The organism is Glutamicibacter nicotianae, from assembly GCF_016907615.1.
In the GTDB taxonomy this organism is placed as follows: domain Bacteria; phylum Actinomycetota; class Actinomycetes; order Actinomycetales; family Micrococcaceae; genus Glutamicibacter; species Glutamicibacter nicotianae.
In genome coordinates this window covers 1,092,713-1,113,289 of record NZ_JAFBCH010000001.1, presented here as the reverse complement: position 1 = coordinate 1,113,289, position 20,577 = coordinate 1,092,713, and the positions used below count along the sequence as shown (strand labels likewise).

General features: G+C 61.4%; 17 protein-coding genes. 12 read left to right on the top strand and 5 right to left on the bottom strand.

The window, feature by feature from the left end; genetic code table 11:
* Positions 1 to 84 precede the first annotated feature (84 nt).
* Complete coding sequence (locus JOE62_RS05465) at positions 85 to 1,752, top strand: DUF885 domain-containing protein (RefSeq protein ID WP_204720978.1); 1,668 nt, start codon at positions 85 to 87, stop codon at positions 1,750 to 1,752.
* A 54-nt stretch (positions 1,753 to 1,806) separates the two neighbouring features.
* Here JOE62_RS05465 and JOE62_RS05460 read toward each other — a convergent pair whose 3' ends face one another.
* A complete protein-coding gene (locus JOE62_RS05460; protein WP_204720976.1) occupies positions 1,807 to 2,196 on the bottom strand; it encodes a VOC family protein in 390 nt (129 codons plus the stop codon).
* A gap of 213 nt (positions 2,197 to 2,409) precedes the next feature.
* On the opposite strand from JOE62_RS05460, the gene JOE62_RS05455 reads away from it, so the two are divergent.
* From JOE62_RS05455 to JOE62_RS05430, 6 genes are all read left to right on the top strand, one after another.
* On the top strand, positions 2,410 to 2,889 hold the full coding sequence (locus JOE62_RS05455; protein WP_204720974.1) for a DUF2975 domain-containing protein: 480 nt from the start codon (positions 2,410 to 2,412) through the stop codon (positions 2,887 to 2,889).
* A gap of 234 nt (positions 2,890 to 3,123) precedes the next feature.
* On the top strand, positions 3,124 to 4,500 hold the full coding sequence (locus JOE62_RS05450) for a dicarboxylate/amino acid:cation symporter (RefSeq protein WP_141359261.1): 1,377 nt from the start codon (positions 3,124 to 3,126) through the stop codon (positions 4,498 to 4,500).
* Positions 4,501 to 4,613: 113 nt separating this feature from the next.
* Complete coding sequence (locus tag JOE62_RS05445; protein ID WP_204720972.1) at positions 4,614 to 5,285, top strand: TetR family transcriptional regulator; 672 nt, start codon at positions 4,614 to 4,616, stop codon at positions 5,283 to 5,285.
* 4 nt (positions 5,286 to 5,289) lie between these two features.
* The gene (locus JOE62_RS05440) at positions 5,290 to 8,793 is read left to right on the top strand and encodes an MMPL family transporter (RefSeq protein ID WP_204720970.1); all 3,504 of its coding nucleotides are present in this window, start codon (positions 5,290 to 5,292) and stop codon (positions 8,791 to 8,793) included.
* Positions 8,790 to 9,431, top strand: coding sequence for a Maf family protein (locus JOE62_RS05435; RefSeq protein ID WP_204720968.1), 642 nt, complete (start codon positions 8,790 to 8,792; stop codon positions 9,429 to 9,431). Before JOE62_RS05440 ends, JOE62_RS05435 begins: the two co-directional genes overlap by 4 nt.
* 285 nt (positions 9,432 to 9,716) lie before the next feature.
* Positions 9,717 to 11,501, top strand: coding sequence for an acetyl/propionyl/methylcrotonyl-CoA carboxylase subunit alpha (locus tag JOE62_RS05430; RefSeq protein ID WP_204720966.1), 1,785 nt, complete (start codon positions 9,717 to 9,719; stop codon positions 11,499 to 11,501).
* A gap of 75 nt (positions 11,502 to 11,576) precedes the next feature.
* Here JOE62_RS05430 and JOE62_RS05425 read toward each other — a convergent pair whose 3' ends face one another.
* From JOE62_RS05425 to JOE62_RS05410, 4 genes are all read right to left on the bottom strand, one after another.
* The gene (locus tag JOE62_RS05425) at positions 11,577 to 12,032 is read right to left on the bottom strand and encodes a DUF6176 family protein (protein WP_239543201.1); all 456 of its coding nucleotides are present in this window, start codon (positions 12,030 to 12,032) and stop codon (positions 11,577 to 11,579) included.
* Positions 12,033 to 12,088: 56 nt separating this feature from the next.
* The gene (locus JOE62_RS05420; protein WP_204720964.1) at positions 12,089 to 12,844 is read right to left on the bottom strand and encodes an SDR family oxidoreductase; all 756 of its coding nucleotides are present in this window, start codon (positions 12,842 to 12,844) and stop codon (positions 12,089 to 12,091) included.
* Between the two features lie 182 nt (positions 12,845 to 13,026).
* Complete coding sequence (locus JOE62_RS05415; protein WP_204720962.1) at positions 13,027 to 14,415, bottom strand: MFS transporter; 1,389 nt, start codon at positions 14,413 to 14,415, stop codon at positions 13,027 to 13,029.
* Between the two features lie 395 nt (positions 14,416 to 14,810).
* Positions 14,811 to 16,223, bottom strand: a complete 1,413-nt coding sequence (locus JOE62_RS05410; protein ID WP_073706651.1) for an NAD(P)H-quinone dehydrogenase — start codon at positions 16,221 to 16,223, stop codon at positions 14,811 to 14,813.
* A 123-nt stretch (positions 16,224 to 16,346) separates the two neighbouring features.
* On the opposite strand from JOE62_RS05410, the gene JOE62_RS05405 reads away from it, so the two are divergent.
* From JOE62_RS05405 to JOE62_RS05385, 5 genes are all read left to right on the top strand, one after another.
* Positions 16,347 to 17,147, top strand: a complete 801-nt coding sequence (locus tag JOE62_RS05405; RefSeq protein WP_038989844.1) for a purine-nucleoside phosphorylase — start codon at positions 16,347 to 16,349, stop codon at positions 17,145 to 17,147.
* A gap of 53 nt (positions 17,148 to 17,200) precedes the next feature.
* Positions 17,201 to 18,931 (top strand): phosphohexomutase domain-containing protein, encoded by a 1,731-nt coding sequence (locus tag JOE62_RS05400; RefSeq protein WP_204720960.1) that lies wholly within the window; start codon positions 17,201 to 17,203, stop codon positions 18,929 to 18,931.
* Between the two features lie 59 nt (positions 18,932 to 18,990).
* Positions 18,991 to 19,677, top strand: coding sequence for a deoxyribose-phosphate aldolase (gene deoC, locus JOE62_RS05395; RefSeq protein WP_073706649.1), 687 nt, complete (start codon positions 18,991 to 18,993; stop codon positions 19,675 to 19,677).
* Between the two features lie 33 nt (positions 19,678 to 19,710).
* On the top strand, positions 19,711 to 19,968 hold the full coding sequence (locus tag JOE62_RS05390) for a hypothetical protein (RefSeq protein ID WP_204720958.1): 258 nt from the start codon (positions 19,711 to 19,713) through the stop codon (positions 19,966 to 19,968).
* Between the two features lie 85 nt (positions 19,969 to 20,053).
* Positions 20,054 to 20,548 carry a tetratricopeptide repeat protein gene (locus JOE62_RS05385; RefSeq protein WP_204720956.1) on the top strand — a complete coding sequence of 165 codons (495 nt, stop codon included), beginning with the start codon at positions 20,054 to 20,056 and terminating at the stop codon, positions 20,546 to 20,548.
* Positions 20,549 to 20,577: the final 29 nt, after the last annotated feature.

The window sequence follows — 20,577 nt, the reverse complement described above, 5'->3', positions numbered from 1 at the left end:
GCTTGGGGCGAGAGATAAGTAATAAGAGAATGAACCACCTGAAAAGTCTTCAACAAATCTTTCATATCAACTACTGTTAGCTACATGACATCCCCCGCACCGCACCGCGAACCCTCGGCCATCGACAAGATCGCCGAAGACTTCTTCGCCAAATCCCTTGAACTGACCCCGGAGTGGGGAGTTTCCCTTGGCATGCCGGGCTACGAAACCGCCTACGGCGACTACTCCCCTGCCGGCACGACCCAAATGATCAGCTTGCTGCGCGAGACCTTGGGCACTTTGGCCAACGCCACGCCGGTCGACGCCATTGACGAGGTCTCCCTCGATGCGATGACCGAGCGGTTGAGCCTGGAATTGGAAATCCTGTTCACCGGGCGCACCGAACTGAACAATATTGCCAGCGCGGCCCAGGAAATCCGCTCAATCATCGATTTAATGCCGCAGGAAACCTCCGCGGACTATGCCTTCATCGCCCAGCGGACGTCCAACATCCCTGCCGCGATTGACGGCTACATTGCTTCCCTGCGCGATTCCGCCTCGAACGGCTTGGTTGCCGCACAGCGCCAGGTCTCCATTGTGATCACGCAAACCACCGACTACGCCAAAGACGGCGGCTTCTTCGACCAGCTGGCCGTCTCCGGCACCACGGTGGATGCCGCATTGCAAGAACAGCTTCAAGCGGGTGCAGACGCAGCAAAGACGGCCTACCGCAAGCTCACCACCTACCTTCAAGATGAACTCCTGCCTCAGGCACCGTCCGAAGACGCGGTGGGCCGGGAGTACTACTCGCTGATGTCCCGCCGCTTCCTGGGCGCCACCGTGGATCTGGAAGAGACCTACGCCTGGGGAGTCGGCGAGCTCGATGCCATCATCGCCGAGCAGCAGCGCGTAGCCGAGCACATCAAGCCGGGAGCCACGATTGAGGAAGCCAAGAAGATCCTCAACGAGGATCCGGCACGAAAGCTGAAAGGCACCGATGCCCTGCGCGAATGGATGCAGGGCAAGGCGGATCAGGCCATGGCCGATTTGTCGGGCACGCATTTCGAGATCCCTGCACCCATGGATCGCATTGAGTGCATGATCGCCCCAACCCAGGATGGCGGCGTCTACTACACCGGGCCGTCGGAGGACTTCAGCCGTCCGGGCCGGATGTGGTGGTCCGTGCCGCCGGGAGAAGACGAATTCACCACGTGGGCCGAATTGACCACCGTGTACCACGAAGGCGTGCCGGGCCATCACCTGCAGATCGGCACCGCGCAAATGCAGGCAGCTACGCTGAACAGCTGGCGCCGATTGATGTGCTGGGTTTCCGGCCACGGCGAAGGCTGGGCACTGTACTCCGAGCGCCTCATGCACCAGCTGGGCTACCTTGACGACCCGGGCGACTACATGGGCATGCTTGATGCGCAGCGCCTGCGCGCAGCTCGCGTGGTCTTCGACATCGGTGTCCATTTGGGCTTGGAAGTCCCCGCGCAGTGGGGCACCGGCACTTGGAATGCCGAAAACGGCTACGAGTTCCTCCAGAAGAATCTGGACATCTCCAAGGGACAGCTGGACTTCGAATACAACCGCTACCTCGGTTGGCCGGGCCAAGCCCCGTCCTACAAGATTGGCCAGCGCCTCTGGGAGCAGATCCGCGATGATCTCGCAGCGGCCCAGGGCGAGAACTTCTCGCTCAAGGATTTCCACACCGCGGCGTTGCAGCTCGGTTCAGTGGGCCTGGATACCTTGAAGCGCGCACTGGTCAAGTAGCTACCAGCAATGCATTTTGGCGGCTCTGCAATACTGCAGGGCCGCCAATTTGCATTACGCCTTGTAGCTGGAAATCTGGATCAGATTGCCGCAGGTGACATCAAAGGTCGCCACCATCACGGGACCTGCGTCCATTGGCTCCTGGGTGAACTCCACCCCCAATGAACCCAAGCGCTCGAATTCCGCCTGGACATCATCAACGGCAAAAGACGTTGCCGGGATGCCATCGGCTTTCAGCGCCGCACGGTATGGCCCGACCGCTGGATGCGCCGCCGGTTCGAGAAGGACTTCAGGACCATCTTCCTGGTCGGCAGCGACGAGGGACAGCCAGCTGTACTCCCCGACGGGAATGTCGTGCTTCACCTTGAAGCCCAGCACCTCGGTATAAAACGCTTTGGCTTTCGCCTGGTCATCGACGAAGACACTCGTGATGTATACGCGCATTAGTTTCCTTCTTTCCGCTCCGGAATGGACCACGGCAATAAATTCGCACCGCTTTGCTGGCTCCTACCGTTCCACAAGACACCGACAGATCAAGGCTGGCAGGCCCTGCGTGTGAGATCACCGCCCCGAATCACGGAGTCCAGTAGCGTGAAATCGCGATACACTCGACAGATCCTATTGATAATCGATAGATTATGATTGATAATCAATCGTATGACGAATTCTGCCATTGCTCCGCTTCGGGCTTCGCTGATCGCTATCTTCCTCGGCGCACTCTTGGCCCAGACGCTGATTTTGCCGCTGTTTATCGCAGAGTCCGTCAGCATCCATCCCGAAGTTGCCTATCTGGCCACCCCATACCGATGCGTGGTGACGGCGGGAATCATATGCCTGCAGGTTTCCCTGGCCTGCATCTGGATACTGCTGTCAAAGGTTCAACGCCAGAGAATCTTCGAGAATAGTTCACTGCGCTGGGTCACCACCATCATCTGCGCATCCGCGATCGCCACCTTCTTGGTCCTGGGATTGGGATTTCACTTGCTGGCGATCGTCGGCGCCGGCGGTCCCGGCGTATTCTTGATGGTCGCTGGCACCGTGGCGTTCGGCAGCGCCGCCACCTGGCTGCTGGTTGTGATGCGCAATCTGCTCGCGTCGGCAATAGGACTGGAAGCCGAGATGCGTGCAGTGATCTGACTTTCCATTGCACAGTCAAGGCAAATAGTCCAGAAGCAATGAAGGACACGCAGAAATTCCCAAATGACGAACTTTGTTTCGGCGCCCAGGGAACCCTTCATTTCTTGCGTAATTCGCCGGATTTGTGACCCCGGGCACCGCTTTGGAGTGCAATGAAGCACAAACAGCGAAATATCGTCATGTTCAGTAACATTGACTGCTGGCCGAGCAGATGAGCACCCTAATCTTGAACGCATGTCTACTAACGCACCTGCATCTAAGCTTCCCCGCTGGATGACCAGTTTCGGACCGCAGATCATTGCGGCACTGATTGTCGGTCTCCTTTTGGGCCTCGTGGCCAAGTACACCGGCAGCACCGCCGAAGAGCCCAACGGCCTGGGTGAAGCCCTGTCGATCATTGGATCCAGCTACGTAGCCCTGCTGCGCACCGCGGTAATCCCGCTGATCTTCTTTGCAGTTGTCGCCTCGATTGCCAACCTCGCCAAGGTCACCAATGCAGCACGGCTCGCATGGCAGACCCTGCTGTGGTTCGCCATCACCGCTCTGGTCTCCGTCGTCATCGGCATGGTCCTCGGCACCGTTTTCCGCCCCGGAGCGAATACCGGCCAGGACATGCCGGATGACTACACCGGCAAGACCGGCGACTGGCTAGGCTTCCTCACCGGATTGGTCCCAGCCAACTTCCTGGGCCTGGGCGCCAGCACCAAGCTTGCCGATGATGCCACCGCCACCACCTCGATCAGCTTCAATGTCCTGCAGATCCTGGTAATTGCCATTGCTGTGGGCATCGCCGCACTCAAGGTCGGAAAGGCAGCAGAACCCTTCCTGGCGTTCTCCACTTCTATCTTGGCGATCATCCAGAAGGTCCTCTGGTGGATCATCCGCATTGCACCGATCGGCACGGTTGGCCTGATCGGCAACGCTGTCGCCACCTACGGCTGGGACACCATCGGCGCGCTGGGCAAATTCACCGTAGCGATCTATGTTGGCCTGGCACTGGTGCTGTTCGCGCTGTACCCGGTCCTGGTCCGTGCTCATGGCCTGTCCATCAAGCAGTACTTCTCGGGCGTTTGGCCAGCCGTGCAGCTGGCCTTCGTCTCGCGCTCGTCGATTGGCACGCTGCCATTGACCCAGCGCGTCACCGAACGCAACCTCGGCGTGCCTTCGGGCTACGCTTCCTTCGCGGTGCCGTTGGGCGCCACCACCAAGATGGACGGCTGCGCTGCCATCTACCCGGCGATCGCCGCCATCTTCGTTGCCCAGTTCTTCGGCGTCGAGCTCTCGCTCACCGATTACTTCCTGATTGCCCTGGTATCCGTCCTGGGCTCGGCGGCAACCGCAGGCACCACCGGCGCCATCGTGATGCTGACGCTGACCCTGTCCACCCTGGGCCTTCCACTGGCAGGCGTCGGCTTGCTGATGGCAGTTGACCCGATCATCGATATGGGCCGCACCGCGGTGAACGTCGCGGGACAGGCACTGGTTCCAACCATTGTCGCCAAGCGCGAGGGCATCTTGGACATCGACATGTACAACGCACCACGCAATGGCAATCCTTTTGCCGACGAAAGCATCTCGGCTCCAGACGCTGAGGCAGCCGCGGCCAAATAGGCATTGCTGGAGGCAATCGGCGCACGGGCATTTTCGCCCGTGCGCCGATTTCTTGTTTAAGGTCACACCCACCACTTTTGCACAGGGTGCAACTTTGCACGTAGTGTAATCATGTGACTTCTCCAAGTACCGGCACCCGCCGCGAACTGAACAAGCAGGCGACAAAACAAGCCATCGTCGAAGCCGTCGCGGATCTGCTCCGCCACGGCTCTGGCACAGCGCTCACTGCTACCCAGATCGCCGAGGCGGCAGGAATCTCCCGGCGTACGCTCTTCAACTACTTCCCCTCGGTGGATGCGGTCTATTCCTATCCACTGCACCAGGTCCTGGGAACCATGGTGGATTCCATCAGCGACCTGAGCGATTCCATGCCATTGGTCGAAGCGATCATCGAAGCACTCAAGTCCGATGATGTCGCGCGGTTGCTCGGACAAGTGGCGCACTTCGGTGCGTTCTTGCGGACCGAAGGTGCCAACTGCGGCTTCCCCGCCATGATGAACGAATGGCAGACAGCCGCCACTGAAGTCATCGAGAAGGTCGCCCGGCGCTATCCGCACGCCAATACCTTCACCGTCAGGGTCTTCACCCATGCGCTGCTCGGCGCAGGCCAAGCCGCCTTCGACGAGTGGATCGAACGTCTGCCCGCCACCGAAACTGTCGGCATGGACATCTCCCCCGAACTCATTTCCGTCTTCCATTCCTTGATTACCCAGGCCATGGAAACCCTTGACGAGGGTTTCAAGGCCTTGCCGCTTTCCAGCACTAGCACCGTGAAGGACATCTAAGCTCATGGCTTCCCTCCTCTACCGCCTCGCGCGATGGGCACACCTGCACCGCTACCGCGTCATTTCGATGTGGCTGGCAGCCTTCATCTTCATTGGGCTGTGCGCCAGCTTGTTCATGGGCCAGCTGTCCAATACCTTTACCCTTCCGGGAACCGAAACCCAGCGCACCCTGGACCGGATGAAGGAAGAACTTCCGGATCTCGCCGGCGGTTCCGGGTCCATCGTGTTCCGCGAAAGCTCGGACCGGCCGCTGAATGAAACCCAGAAGCAGGCCATCGCCGAGTCCTTGGACCAGCTGGGCATGCATTCCCAGGTCGTCGAGGCCATGAGCCCCTTCGAATTGCAGGAACAGCTCGACAAGGCCCAGCCTGAGCTGGACAAGGCGCAGCAGGAACTGGTTGACGGCCAGAAAAAGCTGGACGATGCCAAAGAGCAGATTGCCGATGGCAAGGTGCAGCTCAAGGATGGCCGTGAGGAGCTCACCGAAGGCTGGGCCCAATACTTCGACGGGCAGAAGGAAATCCAGGATGCAGAACCGCAGATCGCCGCAGCCGAAATGCAGCTGGCCGATAGCCGCGCACAGCTGGAAGCCGGGCAGCGTGAGCTGAACTCGGGCCGCGAGCAGCTGGAGGCTGGCGAAGCGAAGTACGAGGCCGGATTGGCCCAGTACAAGGACGGCAAGGCCGAATACGATGCGGGCCGGGAACAGTTCGAGGCTGGCGAGAAGAAGCTCGAAGCCGCCGATGCCAAGCTCGCCGCGGGCGAAAAGGAATACCAGGCTGGCATGGACCAGCTGCTCGGCGACTCCTCCCGCAAGGAATTCGAGGCAAACCTGTCCGACGGCAAGAAGGAAGCCACCGCGGGCCTGAAGGCTGCCGAGGACGGACTGGCCAAGGCACAGGCAGGCCTGGCCGAAGCTGAAGCGGCGATCAAGGACCTGACGGCCAAGATTGCCGGCGTGCAGCAGCAGCTCGATGCCGCTGAAGAAGCCGGCGATGAACAGAAGATCGCCGAATACACTGCTACCCTCAACGCCCTGAAGGAAGGCCTGGCCAAGGCCGAGGCCGGCAAGACCGCAGCCGAATCCGGCATCACCGAAGCTACCGCCGGCAAGAAGCAGGCCACCGCCGCGCTGGAGCAGATCGCCAAGGCAGAGGCAGGCCTGAAGCAGCTTGATGCCGCGCGCAAGGAACTCGACGCCGGCCAGGCCCAGGCCAAGGCCGGACATAAGGAGCTGGAAGCCAACCGCGGCCAGCTTGATGCCGCCAAGACCCAGCTGGATGCAGCCAAAGCTCAGCTGGATGCAGCCAAGAAGGAAATCGCCACCAACAAGGCGAAGCTGAACCAGGGCCAGGCCGAGCTCGATGAAGGCCGCGCCAAGCTGGAAGCCGGGCAGCGTGAATTCGATGCCAAGAAGGCCCAGTTCCTTGAAGGCAAGGCCGAACTGGCAGCAGCCAAGAAGCAGCTTGAAGACGGCGAAAAGACCATCAAGGAAAAGACCGCCGAGCTCGAGCAGGGCGAAAAGGATGTCGAGCAGGGCCTGAAGGACCTTGAGTCCGGCCGTGCTGAACTGGAATTCGCTTCCCGCCAGGTGGGTGCCAGCTCGGGCATGCGTTTCGTTTCCGAAGACGGAAGCACCGCAGTTTCGCAGGTGAGCTTCAAGGTCCAGACCGATGCCCTGACTCCTGATGACCGCGAGCAGATCAAAGCCATCGCTGCAGGGCCGCAGGCCAATGGGGTTCAGGTGCTGTTCTCCAAGGAGATCATGCAGGACATGTCCCAGGTCTTCGGCGCCTCGGAAATCGTTGGTGTGGTGATCGCCGCCATCGTCCTGCTGGCCATGCTCGGCACCTTGGTCGCCGCCGGCTTGCCGCTGTTGCTGGCGATCCTCGGCGTAGGGGCTGGCGTGGGCACCACCATGGCGTTCTCCTCGCTGATCGACATGGCCTCGATTACCCCTGCCCTGGCGCTCATGCTGGGCCTGGCGGTGGGCATCGACTATGCGCTGTTCATCATCCACCGCCACCGCTCGCAGCTGCTTTCCGGCATGGAGGTCGGAGAATCGATTGCACGCGCGGTGGGCACCAGTGGCAACGCGGTGGTCTTCGCCGGCCTGACCGTGATCATTGCGCTGGCAGCCCTGGCTGTCCCGGGACTGCCGTTCCTGACCGTCCTGGGCCTGTCGGCCGCGTTCACCGTCCTGTGCTCGGTGGTGCTGAACATCACCCTGCTTCCGGCGCTGCTGTCCCTGGCTGGCAACAAGCTGGTATCCAAGCGGGCCCGCAAGAAGGCCGCCGCAGATGCCGAGAATCCGAAGGTCAAGGAATCGATCTCCACCCGCTGGGTGCGCATGGTCACGAAGATCGCTGTCCCAGTGACCTTGCTGGTGGTAGTCGTTCTGGGTGCCATCGCGCTGCCGGCCACGCAGATGCGCACCGCATTGCCCGATGGCAGTGCTGAACCTGCTGATTCGCAGGCCTTCCAGGCCTACGAGCAGACAAGCGACAAGTTCGGCTCGGGCTACAACGGCCCGCTGCTGGTCCTGGCTGACCTGCCGGCGGGGCTGAGCGAGCGCGAAGCGGAGGAGAAGAGCCTTGACGTGGCCGACCTGCTGCGCGAATACGACGGTGTCGTGGCCGCCATCCCGGTCACCATGACCGATGACCGCAGCTTGGCCGCCATCCAGGTGATCCCTACCGATGGCCCGTCCTCGGAAGCCACCGAGGCGCTGGTGCACCAGCTGCGCGCAGACTACTCGAAGTTCTCCGAGGCCACCGGCGCCGATATTGCAGTGACCGGACAGGTTGCCGCGCAGATTGACGTCTCCGAGAAGGTCACCGCCGCGCTGGTCCCATACCTGAGCATCGTGGTGGGCCTGTCGCTGATCCTGCTGCTGCTGGTCTTCCGCTCGGTGGTGGTTCCGTTGCTGGCTACTGGCGGCTTCCTGCTTTCGCTCGCGGCCGCCTTCGGCGCCAGCGTCATGGTCTACCAGTTCGGCTGGTTCTCCGCGCTGTTCGATGTCAACGTTCCAGGTCCGCTGCTGTCCTTCCTGCCGATCCTGCTCACCGGCATCCTGTTCGGCCTGGCCATGGACTACCAGGTCTTCCTGGTCTCGGCGATGCGCGAACGCTACGCCCACGGCGAGCCTGCCAAGGAGGCGGTCCGTTCCGGCTTCTCGATGGCCGCACCGGTGGTCACGGCCGCCGCGCTGATCATGATTTCGGTCTTCGCCGGCTTCGTGTTCTCGCACCTGGCAATGATCCGGCCGCTCGGTTTCGCGCTGGCCTTCGGTGTGCTCTTCGATGCGTTCATCATCCGCATGACCCTGATTCCTGCAGTCATGCACCTGCTGGGCGACAAGGCCTGGTACCTGCCCAAGTGGCTGGACAAGATCTTGCCCGACGTTGATGTGGAAGGATCGAAGCTCAACGAAATGCTGGAATCCGAGGAGAACTCCTCCCATGACGTTTCCAGCCAGGACCAGACCAAGGAGAATGCGGCAGTATGAGCGAACAGCTGAAACCCGAAACCCGGCTGCTTTTGGCGTCGGCTTCCTGGGGGCGCAAGAAGGTTCTGTCCGATGCCGGCATCGCTTTCACCACCCAGGTATCCGAGGTGGATGAAGATGCGGTGCTTGCCGCCGCAGTGGCCCGCGACGGCGAGCAGTCGCCAGCGCAGACCGCCTTGCTGCTGGCCCGTGCCAAGGCCGAGAACGTGGCGCAGGCCGGGCAGCCGGCAGGCACCGTGGTGCTGGGTTGCGATTCGGTCTTCGAGCTTGATGGCGTGGCCTACGGAAAGCCGCACACCGCGCAGGTGGCCCGCGAACGGTGGCAGCAGCTGAGCGGTGCCACCGGCATCCTGCACTCGGGCCATTGGCTGATCAATACCGCCGATCCAGCCCAGGCCCGCGGCCAGGTCTCGTCGACCGTGGTGCATTTCTCCACCGTGAGCGATGCCGAGATCGAGGCCTACGTAGCCAGCGGGGAACCACTGCCCTGTGCCGGAGCCTTCACCATTGATGGGCTGGCCGCGGCCTTCATCGAGTCCATCGAAGGCAACTTCCAGAACGTTGTCGGCTTGGATGTCTTCGTGCTGCGCGGCCTGCTGGCGCAGGCCGGGATCAACCTCGTGGATCTCTGGAAATAAACCGGCTCTCGCCGGATGATGGTGCCTTCCGCTGCATGGCGGAAGGCACCTTTTTCATGCCTGGAATTCCTTGCTCAGCAGCATCTGGTCCTCCCCGGCCCCTCGGATGCTGGCCGCCGCAGGCCTCGCCGGGCAGGTTCAGCGAAGCCATAGCGCGAGATTGCCTTGTAGGATTCCTCTAAAAATTTCACCCTAACACCCTCGTTTTAGGCGATAACTACATATAGTTCCCACAAAAACGATAGGCTCATAGCTGAGAAACCCTATTTTTAAAAGACAAGGTTCATGATGAATCCATTGACGAAGGTGCTTATCGCCAACCGTGGCGAGATTGCAGTGCGTATTATCCGTGCCGCCCGCGATGAAGGAATCGAGTCTGTTGCGATCTACGCCGACTCCGATCGCGATGCGCTGCATGTGCGCCTGGCTGACGAAGCCTACGCACTGGGTGGCACCACCGCCGCTGAATCGTACCTTCGCATTGAGAAGATCCTGGACGCCGCCGAACGCTCCGGTGCCGACGCGATCCACCCTGGCTACGGCTTCCTCTCGGAGAACGCCGAGTTCGCTCAGGCCGTGATCGACGCCGGCCTGACTTGGATTGGCCCTTCGCCAGAATCCATCGACAAGCTGGGCGACAAGGTCAAGGCCCGCCACATCGCTGAAAAGGTCGGCGCTCCGCTGGTGCCAGGCACCAAGGATCCGGTGGCTTCGGCCGACGAGGTCTATGCCTTCGCCGACGAGCACGGACTTCCATTGGCCATCAAGGCCGCGTACGGCGGTGGCGGACGCGGCATCAAGGTGGTCCGCAACCGCGAAGAAATCGGCGAAATGTACGATTCGGCGGTCCGTGAAGCTGTCGCGGCTTTCGGCCGCGGCGAATGCTTCATCGAGCGCTTCCTGGACGCACCGCGTCATGTGGAGACCCAGTGCCTGGCTGATACCCACGGCAATGTGGTTGTCGTTTCCACCCGCGACTGCTCGCTGCAGCGCCGCAACCAGAAGCTGGTCGAGGAAGCACCGGCCCCGTTCCTGAGCGAAGAGCAGACCGCCCGGTTGTACGAAGCGTCCAAGGCCATCTTGCGCGAGGCAAACTACACCGGCGCTGGCACCTGCGAATTCCTCGTGGGCCAGGACGGCGTGATCTCGTTCCTCGAGGTCAACACCCGCCTGCAGGTCGAGCACACGGTCTCTGAGGAGATCGCCGGCATGGACCTGGTACACGAGCAGTTCCGCATCGCCCGTGGCGAGGAACTGGGCTACGGCGACCCCGAACTGCGCGGCCACTCCTTCGAGTTCCGCATCAACGGCGAGGATGCCGGTCGCAATTTCATGCCGACCCCAGGCACCATCACCAAGATGAACCTGCCTTCCGGTCCCGGCGTCCGCGTGGATTCGGGCATCGAGCAGGGCGAGACCGTTTCGGGGAACTTCGACTCGATGATCGCCAAGCTGATCGTCACCGGCCCGACCCGCGCGATCGCCGCAGCCCGCTCGCGCCGCGCCCTGGAAGAATTCCAGATCGAGGGCATGGCCACCGTGCTGCCATTCCACCGCGCGGTGATGAGCGATCCGGCGTTCGTCCCGGAAGAGGGATCCTTCAAGGTCCACACCCGCTGGATCGAGACCGAATTCGATACCGTCATCGAGCCTCACCCGATGCCAACGGGAGGCGAGGCGGCAGCCGAGGAAGAGCGCACCAGCGTGACCGTCGAGGTCGGCGGCAAGCGCCTGGAAGTCACCCTTCCCTCGTCGCTGGGCTCCGTATCCTCCAACGGCGCCGAAAAGGCCGCAGGCAAGAAGAAGCGCAAGCCGGGCCGCAAGGCAGCCGGAGCCGCTGGTGGCAATAGCGCCGAACTGCGTTCGCCAATGCAGGGCACCATCGTGAAGGTTGCCGTCGAGAATGGCGACACCGTTTCCCAAGGTGATCTGATTGTCGTGCTTGAAGCGATGAAGATGGAGCAGCCGATTACTGCTCACCGTGATGGCGTGGTCAGCGGCTTGGAAGTTGCTCCGGGCGAGACCCTGTCGTCGGGCGCCGTCATCGCGTCGATCGACGACGCCAAGTAGAACCCGCCAAGCGCACCGGAGGGCCTGGACAGAATTGTCCAGGCCCTCCGGTGTTCTTCTTTCAGCCCATGGGTTCTACTTTGGAACTTGTCCATGTTCGGCCCAATGCACCATCGATGCTCGGAGGTGATCTGGCATGAGCAAGAACTTCGGTTCGAGTTCTTCCCAGCCCGGCATTTTCGCCTGGCGGCTAGCTGCTTCGTGGGTCGCATCGATATCTTGTCGCGTATCGAGCCCGCTGCCGTTCTCGCCCACCAAGCTCAAGTGATAGATCCACACCGAACCATCGGCTTCCACGTGCCTGAATGTCGCTTCCAGCACTGCCCGCTGCGCAGATAAGGATGCCTCGCATTCTTCGTAGCGGTTGTTCAGCGTTTCCATCCATGCGCCGAAGTTCTCATCTTGCCCATCCTTGATTCTTGAACGGCTCAGCTCCAGCCGCATGCCTTGCGGCACTGAAGATGGCATCGTGAAGCCGGGAAAGTCCCGAGGCGTGGGGATATAAGGAACATATGGTTCTTTTTCGTCCATGACGTGATACTTCCAGGATCCGCCACTTTTGTCACGATTATTTGGCGACTGGAAACTCAGGCTGATCCGGGCTGCTGTCGAGCCAGCCAGGCATCGAAGGTTTCGTGTCCTAGCCTCGCGGAATTGCCGGGCAGCAGTCCCCCATCGCGCATTGTCTTGCCCATGGGACCGGGAACAGGCACTTCAACGATCTTTGGCGACTTGCCGTGGGCTTGCAGGTATTTGGCGATTAAATCTGGAGCGTATTCCTCTTGCGGCCCCGCAAGGTCTTGCACCACGCCCTGGGCCGGTCCCCCGGCCAGGGCAACGAGTGCGGCCGCCACCTCGCTGCCCGCGATGGGCTGCATCCGCATCTTCGGCGCCATCTGCACCGGCCCTGCACCCAGGCGGCCGATATTCTGGCCAATGAATTCGTGGAACTGTGTAGTGCGCAACAGGGTGTAGCCGCCGGGAAGCATTTGCAGCATCCGCTCTTGCGCCGCTTTGCCGGCGTAGTAGCCAGAATCCACCGTGACGGCACCAATGATCGACAGCGCCACGTGGTTCTGCACCCCGGACTCGCGTCCTGCGCTGACGAGGTTGGCCGTCGATTGGGTGAAATACCGCATGGAGGCAGCAGAACTCAGCGTGGAGGCGCCGGAAACATCGATGACCGATTCGCAGTCGACCAGCCTTTGCTCGACCGCGCTGCGGCTCCTCAGGTCGCATCCTTTGGACCGGGCTAACACAACTGGTTCGTGGCCTGCATTCTTGAGCTGTTCCACCACCAGCGTGCCGATGGCACCGGTGCCGCCCGCAACTGCGATACGCATGAGTGCTCCCCTTCGGTGTTGAACATGTCGTGTCCCATGCTTCCATGCCTTGTATGAAGTTGTAAGGGGCGGAGCTCTCTTTCACCTCGCATTCACCTATGGCCGTCGGGAATGGCAAACGGCCCGGCGAATCATCGTTGCCAGATGATTCTCCGAGCCGTTCACTCAGCAATGCCGTCGAATTACTCGACCCACTCTTCCATATCCATGTCCGAGGTATCGCGAGTCATGAACAGCGCAACCAAGGTCAGGACCGCGCCAAGCGCCAGGTACAGGCCAACACCCATGGTGTTGCCGGCACCGGCCTTCCACAGGGCCACAGCCACGAAGGACGCAGGAGCCGCACCAATTACCGAAGACAAGTTGTAGGCAACAGCCGAACCGGTGTAGCGCACGTTCGAGGGGAACAGCTCCGGCAGGTAGGCGGCCATCGGGCCGAAGGTCAGACCCATCAGGGTGAACCCGATGACCAGACCGGCCATGGCAGCGCCTTGGCCTGGACCGAAGAACAAGGTCCAAGCCAGCCCGAAGACCAGGATGCCCGAGGTGACCCAGATCAGGAACTTGCGGCGGCCGAACTTCTCAGCCAATGGACCAGAAACCATGGTGAAGATGCCGAAGAAGACAACACCGATAATCAGCATGGTCAAGAAGGTTGGGCGTTCAATGCCCAAGCCTGGAACGAAGCCGGCTGCGTCAAAGGTCTTGCCCTTGGCTTCAGCGGCAGCCGTCGCCTGCTCGACGCTAGCTGGCTGCGTGCCGTAGGTCAGGGTGAAGGAAGTCATCAGGTAGAACAGCACGTAGGTTGCCAGCATGATGAAGGTACCGGCCAAGGTTGGGCGCCAGTGCTTCTTCATGGTCACCGCGAATGGCGACTTCACGACCTTCTGCTGATCCAGAACCTTCTGGAAGGAGGAGGATTCGACCAGCTTCAGTCGTACCCACAGGCCGATGATCACCATGACAGCCGAGAAGAAGAACGGAACGCGCCATCCCCAAGCCATGAACTGTTCTGCGGTGCAGAAGGTCTGCAGGGCCACGAACATCAGGTTCGCAATGATGAAGCCGATTGGGGCGCCCAGCTGAGGGAACGTGCCGTAGATGGCGCGCTTGTTCTTCGGCGCATTCTCGGTGGCCAGCAGCGCCGCGCCGGACCATTCGCCGCCGAGCGCCAGGCCCTGGGCGAAGCGCAGCAGCACCAGTGCGGTCGGAGCCAATACGGTCCAGTGGCCGGCAGCCGGCGGCAGGAAGCCGATCAGGAAGGTAGCGATACCCATCAGCAGCAGCGAGGCTACCAAGGTGCCCTTGCGGCCGAGCTTGTCGCCGTAGTGGCCGAAGATGATCGAACCCAGTGGACGAGCCACGAATGCCACACCGAAGATCGCGAACGAGGAAAGGATCGCGTTGATGGTGGAGGCGTTGGGGAAGAAAAGGGCTGGGAAAACGAGAACCGACGCGGTGGCGTAGGCATAGAAGTCGAAGAATTCGACGGTGGTGCCAATCATGCTGGCGAACAGCACGCGACCGCGGGTGTTTTCCTTCGGCGCCACTGCTTGGTTAGCCTGCGACATGTGAGGCTGCTCCTTAGAGTGAAAGTACGAGTGAGATGTTCAATTTTGCTGTCATAATCGTAAACCTCGGTGACCAGTATTCGGATATTGATGTCCATTATTTGGACACGTAGTTAATGGAACCTGAACCGAGATCGGCAATTCACGGGTCTACTAGCGCGAATATGCACTTCCACATATTGAGACGTGACCTGAGAAAACAGTTTCTACACTTATATCAGAGTGGTTCGCCAAAGTGAATGGAATCACAACATCTTGTATTAAGGGTATTGGGAAAACATGTCGCGTTTCAGGACTTCGCTGGCGTTCGCCGAAGGGTTCTGCGTTGTTAAACACCAAAGGCGGCATCCGCCCCAATATGAGGACGGATGCCGCCTGGAAAGGTTCGTCAGGACCTACCGATGGCGGTGAAGGCGGCGAGCCGCTTCAGCCAGCGAACCCGACAGCGACGGGTACACGGTGAAAGTTTCAGCCACGTCGTCAACGTGCAGGCTGTTCTGGACTGCCAGTGCCAGTGAGTAGATCAGCTCGCTCGCGCGCGGTGCAACCACGACACCGCCGATGACGGTGCCCGAGCCCTTGCGGGAAACGATTTTCACGAAGCCCTGGTCCACGTTCATCATCTTGGCGCGGGCGTTGGTGTTCAGGTCAACCTTGATGATGTTGGCTTGGTACTTGCCCTCAGCCACCGCACGCTGGGTAACACCCACGGTAGCGATTTCCGGGGAGGTGAAGACGTTGGACGCCACGAGATCCAGATTCAACGGCTTGACCGAGTCGCCAAGCAGGTGCGCCACGGCGATGCGTCCCTGCATAGCTGCCACCGAAGCCAAGGCGAATACGCCAGTGCAGTCGCCGGTTGCATAGATGTTGGTTGCGGTGGTGCGCGAAACGCCATCCACCTTGATGTGACCCGAGTCGGTCAGCTGCACGCCGGCTTCTTCCAGGCCCAGGTTGGCCGTATTAGGGATGCCGCCCACGGCAACCAGACAGTGGCTGCCTTCGAGCACGCGTCCGTCAGCCAAGGTAACCAGTACCTTGTCGCCCTGGCGCTCCACGCCTTCGGCGCGGGCCTGGGAAACAACATTGACGCCGTTTTCCTTGAAGGCGTCTTCCAGCACGCCCGCTGCGTCCGCATCCTCGCCGGGCAGCACGCGGTCGCGCGAGGAAACCAGCGTGACCTTGGCACCGAGCAAGTTGTAGGCCGAAGCGAACTCGGCACCGGTCACGCCAGAACCGACAACGATCAGGTGCTCAGGCACCTCGTTCATGTTGTAGATCTGGGTCCAGTTGAAGATCCGCTCGCCGTCGGGCTTGGCTGTAGGCAGTTCGCGCGGGTGGGCGCCCACTGCTATCAGCATGGCGTCCGCTTCGATTTCCTGTTCGGAACCATCTGGGTGTGATACCGCAACCGTGTGGTCGTCGAGCAGGCGACCTTCGCCGATCACGATGCGCACGCCGGCGCGTTCAAGAGTGGTGCGGATATCCGAGGACTGCTCCTTGGCCAGGTCCAGCAGTCGGTGGTTCACCACCGAGAAGTCGGTGACGGCCGAGTCGAGTCCGTCAACGTGAACTCCAAAGGTTTCCGCGTGCTTCACGCGGCGCACCGCATCCGCCGTGGCAATCAGGGTCTTGGAAGGCACGACGTCGGTCAGCACCGCCGAACCGCCCATGCCTGCACGTTCCACGACGGTGACATTGGCACCCAACTGGGCCGCACCCATGGCGGCTTCGTAGCCGCCTGGTCCTCCGCCGAGAATAACTAAACGGGTTGCTTCATTCCTACGATCTGCGCTCACAATCACCATTGTTCACCATGCCGGGTAATTGCGCACATCGAAGCACAATCCCGGAACGTGATTTTGATTCTGAAGCACTAGTTTCACCTGACAAAGCGCCCCGCTAGCGGTAGCGTATTTCCCGTGACTGATATGCAAAATGACCCACAGGTCCTGGCAGCGCAGGCTGCCCAGGCAATCGCCGAACAGACCGGCGTCGCAAAACACGACATCGCGCTGGTCCTAGGCTCCGGTTGGGGCCAGGCCGCCGAACTCATCGGCGAAACCACCCACACCCTGGATGCCACCGAAATTCCAGGCTTCCATGCCCCGGCCGTACCGGGCCACAAGGGCAGCATCTCCTCGATCCTGACCTCCACAGGCAAACGGGTCCTGGTCCTGGGTGCCCGCACCCACTACTACGAGGGACGCGGCGTCCGTGCGGTAGTCCACCCAATCCGCACCGCGGCGGCTGCCGGCTGCGAGCAGCTGGTGCTCACCAACGGCTGCGGCGGCCTGAATCCAGACTGGAATCCAGGCACGCCGGTAATGATCTCGGATCACATCAACCTGACGGCCACCTCCCCACTAGAGGGCGCGACGTTCGTCGACCTGACCGACTTGTACTCCTCGCGCCTGCGCGAGATTGCGCTCTCCGTTGATCCGACACTGGATCAGGGCGTGTACGCCCAGTTCACCGGCCCGCACTACGAAACCCCTGCCGAAGTGCAGTACGCCAAGACCATCGGCGCGGATCTGGTCGGCATGTCCACCGCGTTGGAAGCCATCGCGGCCCGCCACGCAGGCATGGAGATCTTCGGCATGTCCCTGGTGACCAACCTGGCAGCCGGCATCAGCCCGGTTCCGCTGAGCCACGAGGAAGTCATCGAAGCCGGCCAGGCAGCCGGTCCGCGCATCTCCAAGTTGCTGGCGCAGATCATCGCGAAGCTCTAGGCCTCGCATTCTTAGCGCTAAGCAAGCAGTCAGTGTCCTTTGAAGGGAAATCAGTGAACCACACGCAGAAAATCCAGTTGCTTGACGCGGCGGGCCAATGGGCGGCCCAGGATCCCGATCCGCAAACGCAGGAAGAACTGCAACTGCTGATCCAGCGCGTCAATGACGGCGACGCGCTGGCCTTCGAGGACATTGCCGACCGCTTCAGCGGCGTGCTGGAATTCGGCACAGCCGGACTGCGCGCCGAATTGGGCGCCGGCCCGATGCGCATGAACCGCGTGGTGGTCATGCGCACCGCGGCAGGCATCGCCCGCTTCCTGGCCGAGAAAGCCAATGGCCAGTACACGCCCAAGGTGGTCATCGGATTCGATGCCCGGTTCAATTCGGATGTCTTCGCCAAGGATTCGGCCGGCGTCTTCGCCTCGGCCGGGTTCGAGGTGCTGCTGATGCCTTCGGCACTGCCCACCCCGGTGCTGGCTTGGGCCGTCCGCGAATTCAGTGCCGAAGCCGGCATCATGGTGACGGCCAGCCACAACCCTCCGCGGGACAACGGCTACAAGGTCTACGTCGGCGGGAAGATCACCGATGAGTCGGGTCGCGGAGCCCAAATCGTCTCCCCGATCGATGCGCAGATCGCTTCGCTGATCGACTACGGCCAGCCGGTGGCGCAGATCCCGCGCGCCGAAAACGGCTGGAAAGTGCTCCCCGCAGCCGGCTCAGACGGCGACATCGAAGCAGCCTACCTGGCTTCCATCCGCCCGATTATCGACGCTGGCCAGCCGCAGGATCCAGCGCGCAAGAACCTGCGGATCGTGGTTTCGGCCATGCATGGCGTGGGCGGCCACACCATGCGCCAAGCCCTGCTGAACGCCGGATTCACCGACGTTCACATGGTTGCCGAGCAGGAGCACCCGGATCCGCTCTTCCCTACCGTGAAGTTCCCCAACCCCGAAGAACCCGGGGCCATCGACCTGTCGCTCGAGCTGGCCCGCACGGTGGGCGCAGATCTGGTGATTGCCAATGACCCGGATGCCGACCGCTGCGCGGCGGCGATCCAAGATAACGGCAGCTGGCGGATGCTGCGCGGCGACGAGGTCGGCTGGTTGCTCGGAGACCAGGTTTCCAAGACCTTGCCTGAGGGCAAGAAACTGGCCAATTCCATCGTGTCCTCGCGCATGCTGGCAGCCATTGCCAAGGATGCCGGACGCGAGCACGAAGAAACCTTGACCGGTTTCAAGTGGATTTCCCGCGTTGAGGACCTCGGCTACGGCTACGAAGAAGCCCTGGGCTACTGCGTGGCCCCGGATCTGGTGCGCGACAAGGACGGAATTTCAGCTGGCATCGTCCTGGCTGATCTCGCAGCGCAATTGAAGGCAGCCGGAAGCACCATTGCCGGCCGCCTCGATGAGCTGGCGGCCAAGCACGGCGTGCACGTCACCGACCAGCTCTCCCTGCGCTTCACCGACCTGGCGCAGATCCCCGCGCTCATGGACAAGATCCGCAATGACGCTCCGGCAACGCTGGGCGGCTCCGAGGTTTCCGAGGTCACCGACCTGTCCCAGGGCACCGAGAAGCTGCCTGCGACTAATGCCATGGTTTTGCATACGTTCTGCGGTTCCCGCGTGATCGTCCGCCCCTCGGGAACGGAGCCGAAACTCAAGTGCTACTTGGAAACCATTGAACCGGTCGATGATCCGGCCGAGGTCCCCGAGGCCCGCCAGCGCGCCACCGCGAAGGTCCTGGCCATCAAGGAAGAATTGGCAGCTTTCCTGAATGCCAACTAGGCTTACCCCTTCGAGACCTTCATTTGAAATGATTGAAATCTTTATTGCTAGAGGAAATGATGACTGAACTAAGCGCCCGCGAGATCGCCAGCTACATCGACCACACCCTGTTGGCCCAGAATGCTTCCCGCGAACAGGTGGTGCAGATCTGCGACGAGGCCAAGAAGTACGGCTTCAAGTCGGTTTGCGTCAACCCTTTGTGGGTTTCCACCGTTTCGCGTGAGCTGGAAGGCTCGGACGTGCTGACCTGCTCGGTCATCGGCTTCCCGCTGGGTGCTTCGGCCACCGACACCAAGGTCTTCGAAACCAAGCACGCTGTTGCCGACGGCGCCAACGAAATCGACATGGTCATCGACGTCGCTGCCGCCCTGCGTGGCGACCGAGACGCCTTGGTGAACGAGATCTTCGCCATTGCCCAGGCTGCGCATGAAGGCGGAGCCATCTTGAAGGTCATCATCGAAACCTGCCTGCTCACCGAAGAAGCCAAGGTCCTGGCCTGCGAGGCAGCCAAGGCCGCCGGCGCCGATTTCGTCAAGACATCCACCGGTTTCTCCACCGGTGGCGCAACCGTTGAAGATGTGGCGCTGATGCGCAAGACCGTCGGCCCGGAGATGGGCGTCAAGGCCTCGGGCGGCGTGCGCAGCGTCGAAACCGCGCGGGCCATGATTGCAGCTGGCGCAACCCGGCTAGGTTCTAGCTCAGGAGTTGCTATCCTAGAAGGAGAGCAAAGCGGTTCCAGCTACTAGGAATTCGCCCCATCTGTTTCCCAAGGAGAAAAAGTGTACTCGAACGGCAAGAACACTGCCCATTCAGGTGAAGGCCGCCTTGTCGGCAATATCGTCAACTTCGTGATCTTCTTCGTATTGTTCGTGGCTGGCGTTTACACCTTGGGCTACTGGACCCTTGAGGTTGCCTGGTGGCCGACCCTGGTCAGCTTCGCTCTGATGTTCTTGGCCTTCGCCATCCCGATGCACCTGATGGGTCGCGCGGAGAAGGCTGAGGATCTGGTTGCCGCGGCTAACGCCCACCAGAACTAGCTAGAGCTTTCCAAGAGAGGGAAACCCGACTGCGGGTTTCCCTCTCTTGGCGTTTAATCGCATTTCCTTGGCCTAGACTGGCCGGATGGAATCATGGGACCAACGCGTTGAAGAGTTCTGGAACTCGGCCGGAGGCAAACGCCCGGAACAGCTGCGCACCGAGCTGGCAGGCCTAGTGCAGGACAGGGATCCGCAGGATCCGCGGGTGCTCTTCGAAATCGCTTCCCTGCACGACTATCTAGGCGAAGAAGAACAGGCGGTTGGCCCCTACCGGGCAGCGCTGGACGCCGGGCTGGACGCGCCGCAGCATGATGAAGCGCTGCTCCAGTTGGCCAGCACGCTGCGCAACCTCGGGCAGTGCACGCAATCCATTGAGCTGTTGCGGCAGATCCCATCCGGCTCACCGATCTTCACCGATGCCCAGGCCTTCTTGGCGCTGGCGCTGCACGATGCCGGGCAGCCCACCGAAGCCCTGCAGCTGGCGCTCAGCGCCATAGCGCGCCATGCCTCGCTCTACTCACGGGCGATCAACGACTACGCCGCCGAACTGGGCGCGCCCGCTGGCGCAGAACAGCGCTAGCAGGCGTGGGCCAGGGGCCTGCCGGAAAC

What these genes read in the sequence shown, in the direction of transcription:
- JOE62_RS05465 (WP_204720978.1), top strand. Translation starts at nt 85, where the DNA reads ATGACATCCCCCGCACCGCACCGCGAACCCTCGGCCATCGACAAGATC.
- JOE62_RS05460 (WP_204720976.1), bottom strand. Translation starts at nt 2,196, where the DNA reads ATGCGCGTATACATCACGAGTGTCTTCGTCGATGACCAGGCGAAAGCC.
- JOE62_RS05455 (WP_204720974.1), top strand. Translation starts at nt 2,410, where the DNA reads ATGACGAATTCTGCCATTGCTCCGCTTCGGGCTTCGCTGATCGCTATC.
- JOE62_RS05450 (WP_141359261.1), top strand. Translation starts at nt 3,124, where the DNA reads ATGTCTACTAACGCACCTGCATCTAAGCTTCCCCGCTGGATGACCAGT.
- JOE62_RS05440 (WP_204720970.1), top strand. Translation starts at nt 5,290, where the DNA reads ATGGCTTCCCTCCTCTACCGCCTCGCGCGATGGGCACACCTGCACCGC.
- JOE62_RS05435 (WP_204720968.1), top strand. Translation starts at nt 8,790, where the DNA reads ATGAGCGAACAGCTGAAACCCGAAACCCGGCTGCTTTTGGCGTCGGCT.
- JOE62_RS05430 (WP_204720966.1), top strand. Translation starts at nt 9,717, where the DNA reads ATGATGAATCCATTGACGAAGGTGCTTATCGCCAACCGTGGCGAGATT.
- JOE62_RS05425 (WP_239543201.1), bottom strand. Translation starts at nt 12,032, where the DNA reads ATGGACGAAAAAGAACCATATGTTCCTTATATCCCCACGCCTCGGGAC.
- JOE62_RS05420 (WP_204720964.1), bottom strand. Translation starts at nt 12,844, where the DNA reads ATGCGTATCGCAGTTGCGGGCGGCACCGGTGCCATCGGCACGCTGGTG.
- JOE62_RS05415 (WP_204720962.1), bottom strand. Translation starts at nt 14,415, where the DNA reads ATGTCGCAGGCTAACCAAGCAGTGGCGCCGAAGGAAAACACCCGCGGT.
- JOE62_RS05410 (WP_073706651.1), bottom strand. Translation starts at nt 16,223, where the DNA reads ATGGTGATTGTGAGCGCAGATCGTAGGAATGAAGCAACCCGTTTAGTT.
- JOE62_RS05405 (WP_038989844.1), top strand. Translation starts at nt 16,347, where the DNA reads ATGCAAAATGACCCACAGGTCCTGGCAGCGCAGGCTGCCCAGGCAATC.
- deoC (WP_073706649.1), top strand. Translation starts at nt 18,991, where the DNA reads ATGACTGAACTAAGCGCCCGCGAGATCGCCAGCTACATCGACCACACC.
- JOE62_RS05385 (WP_204720956.1), top strand. Translation starts at nt 20,054, where the DNA reads ATGGAATCATGGGACCAACGCGTTGAAGAGTTCTGGAACTCGGCCGGA.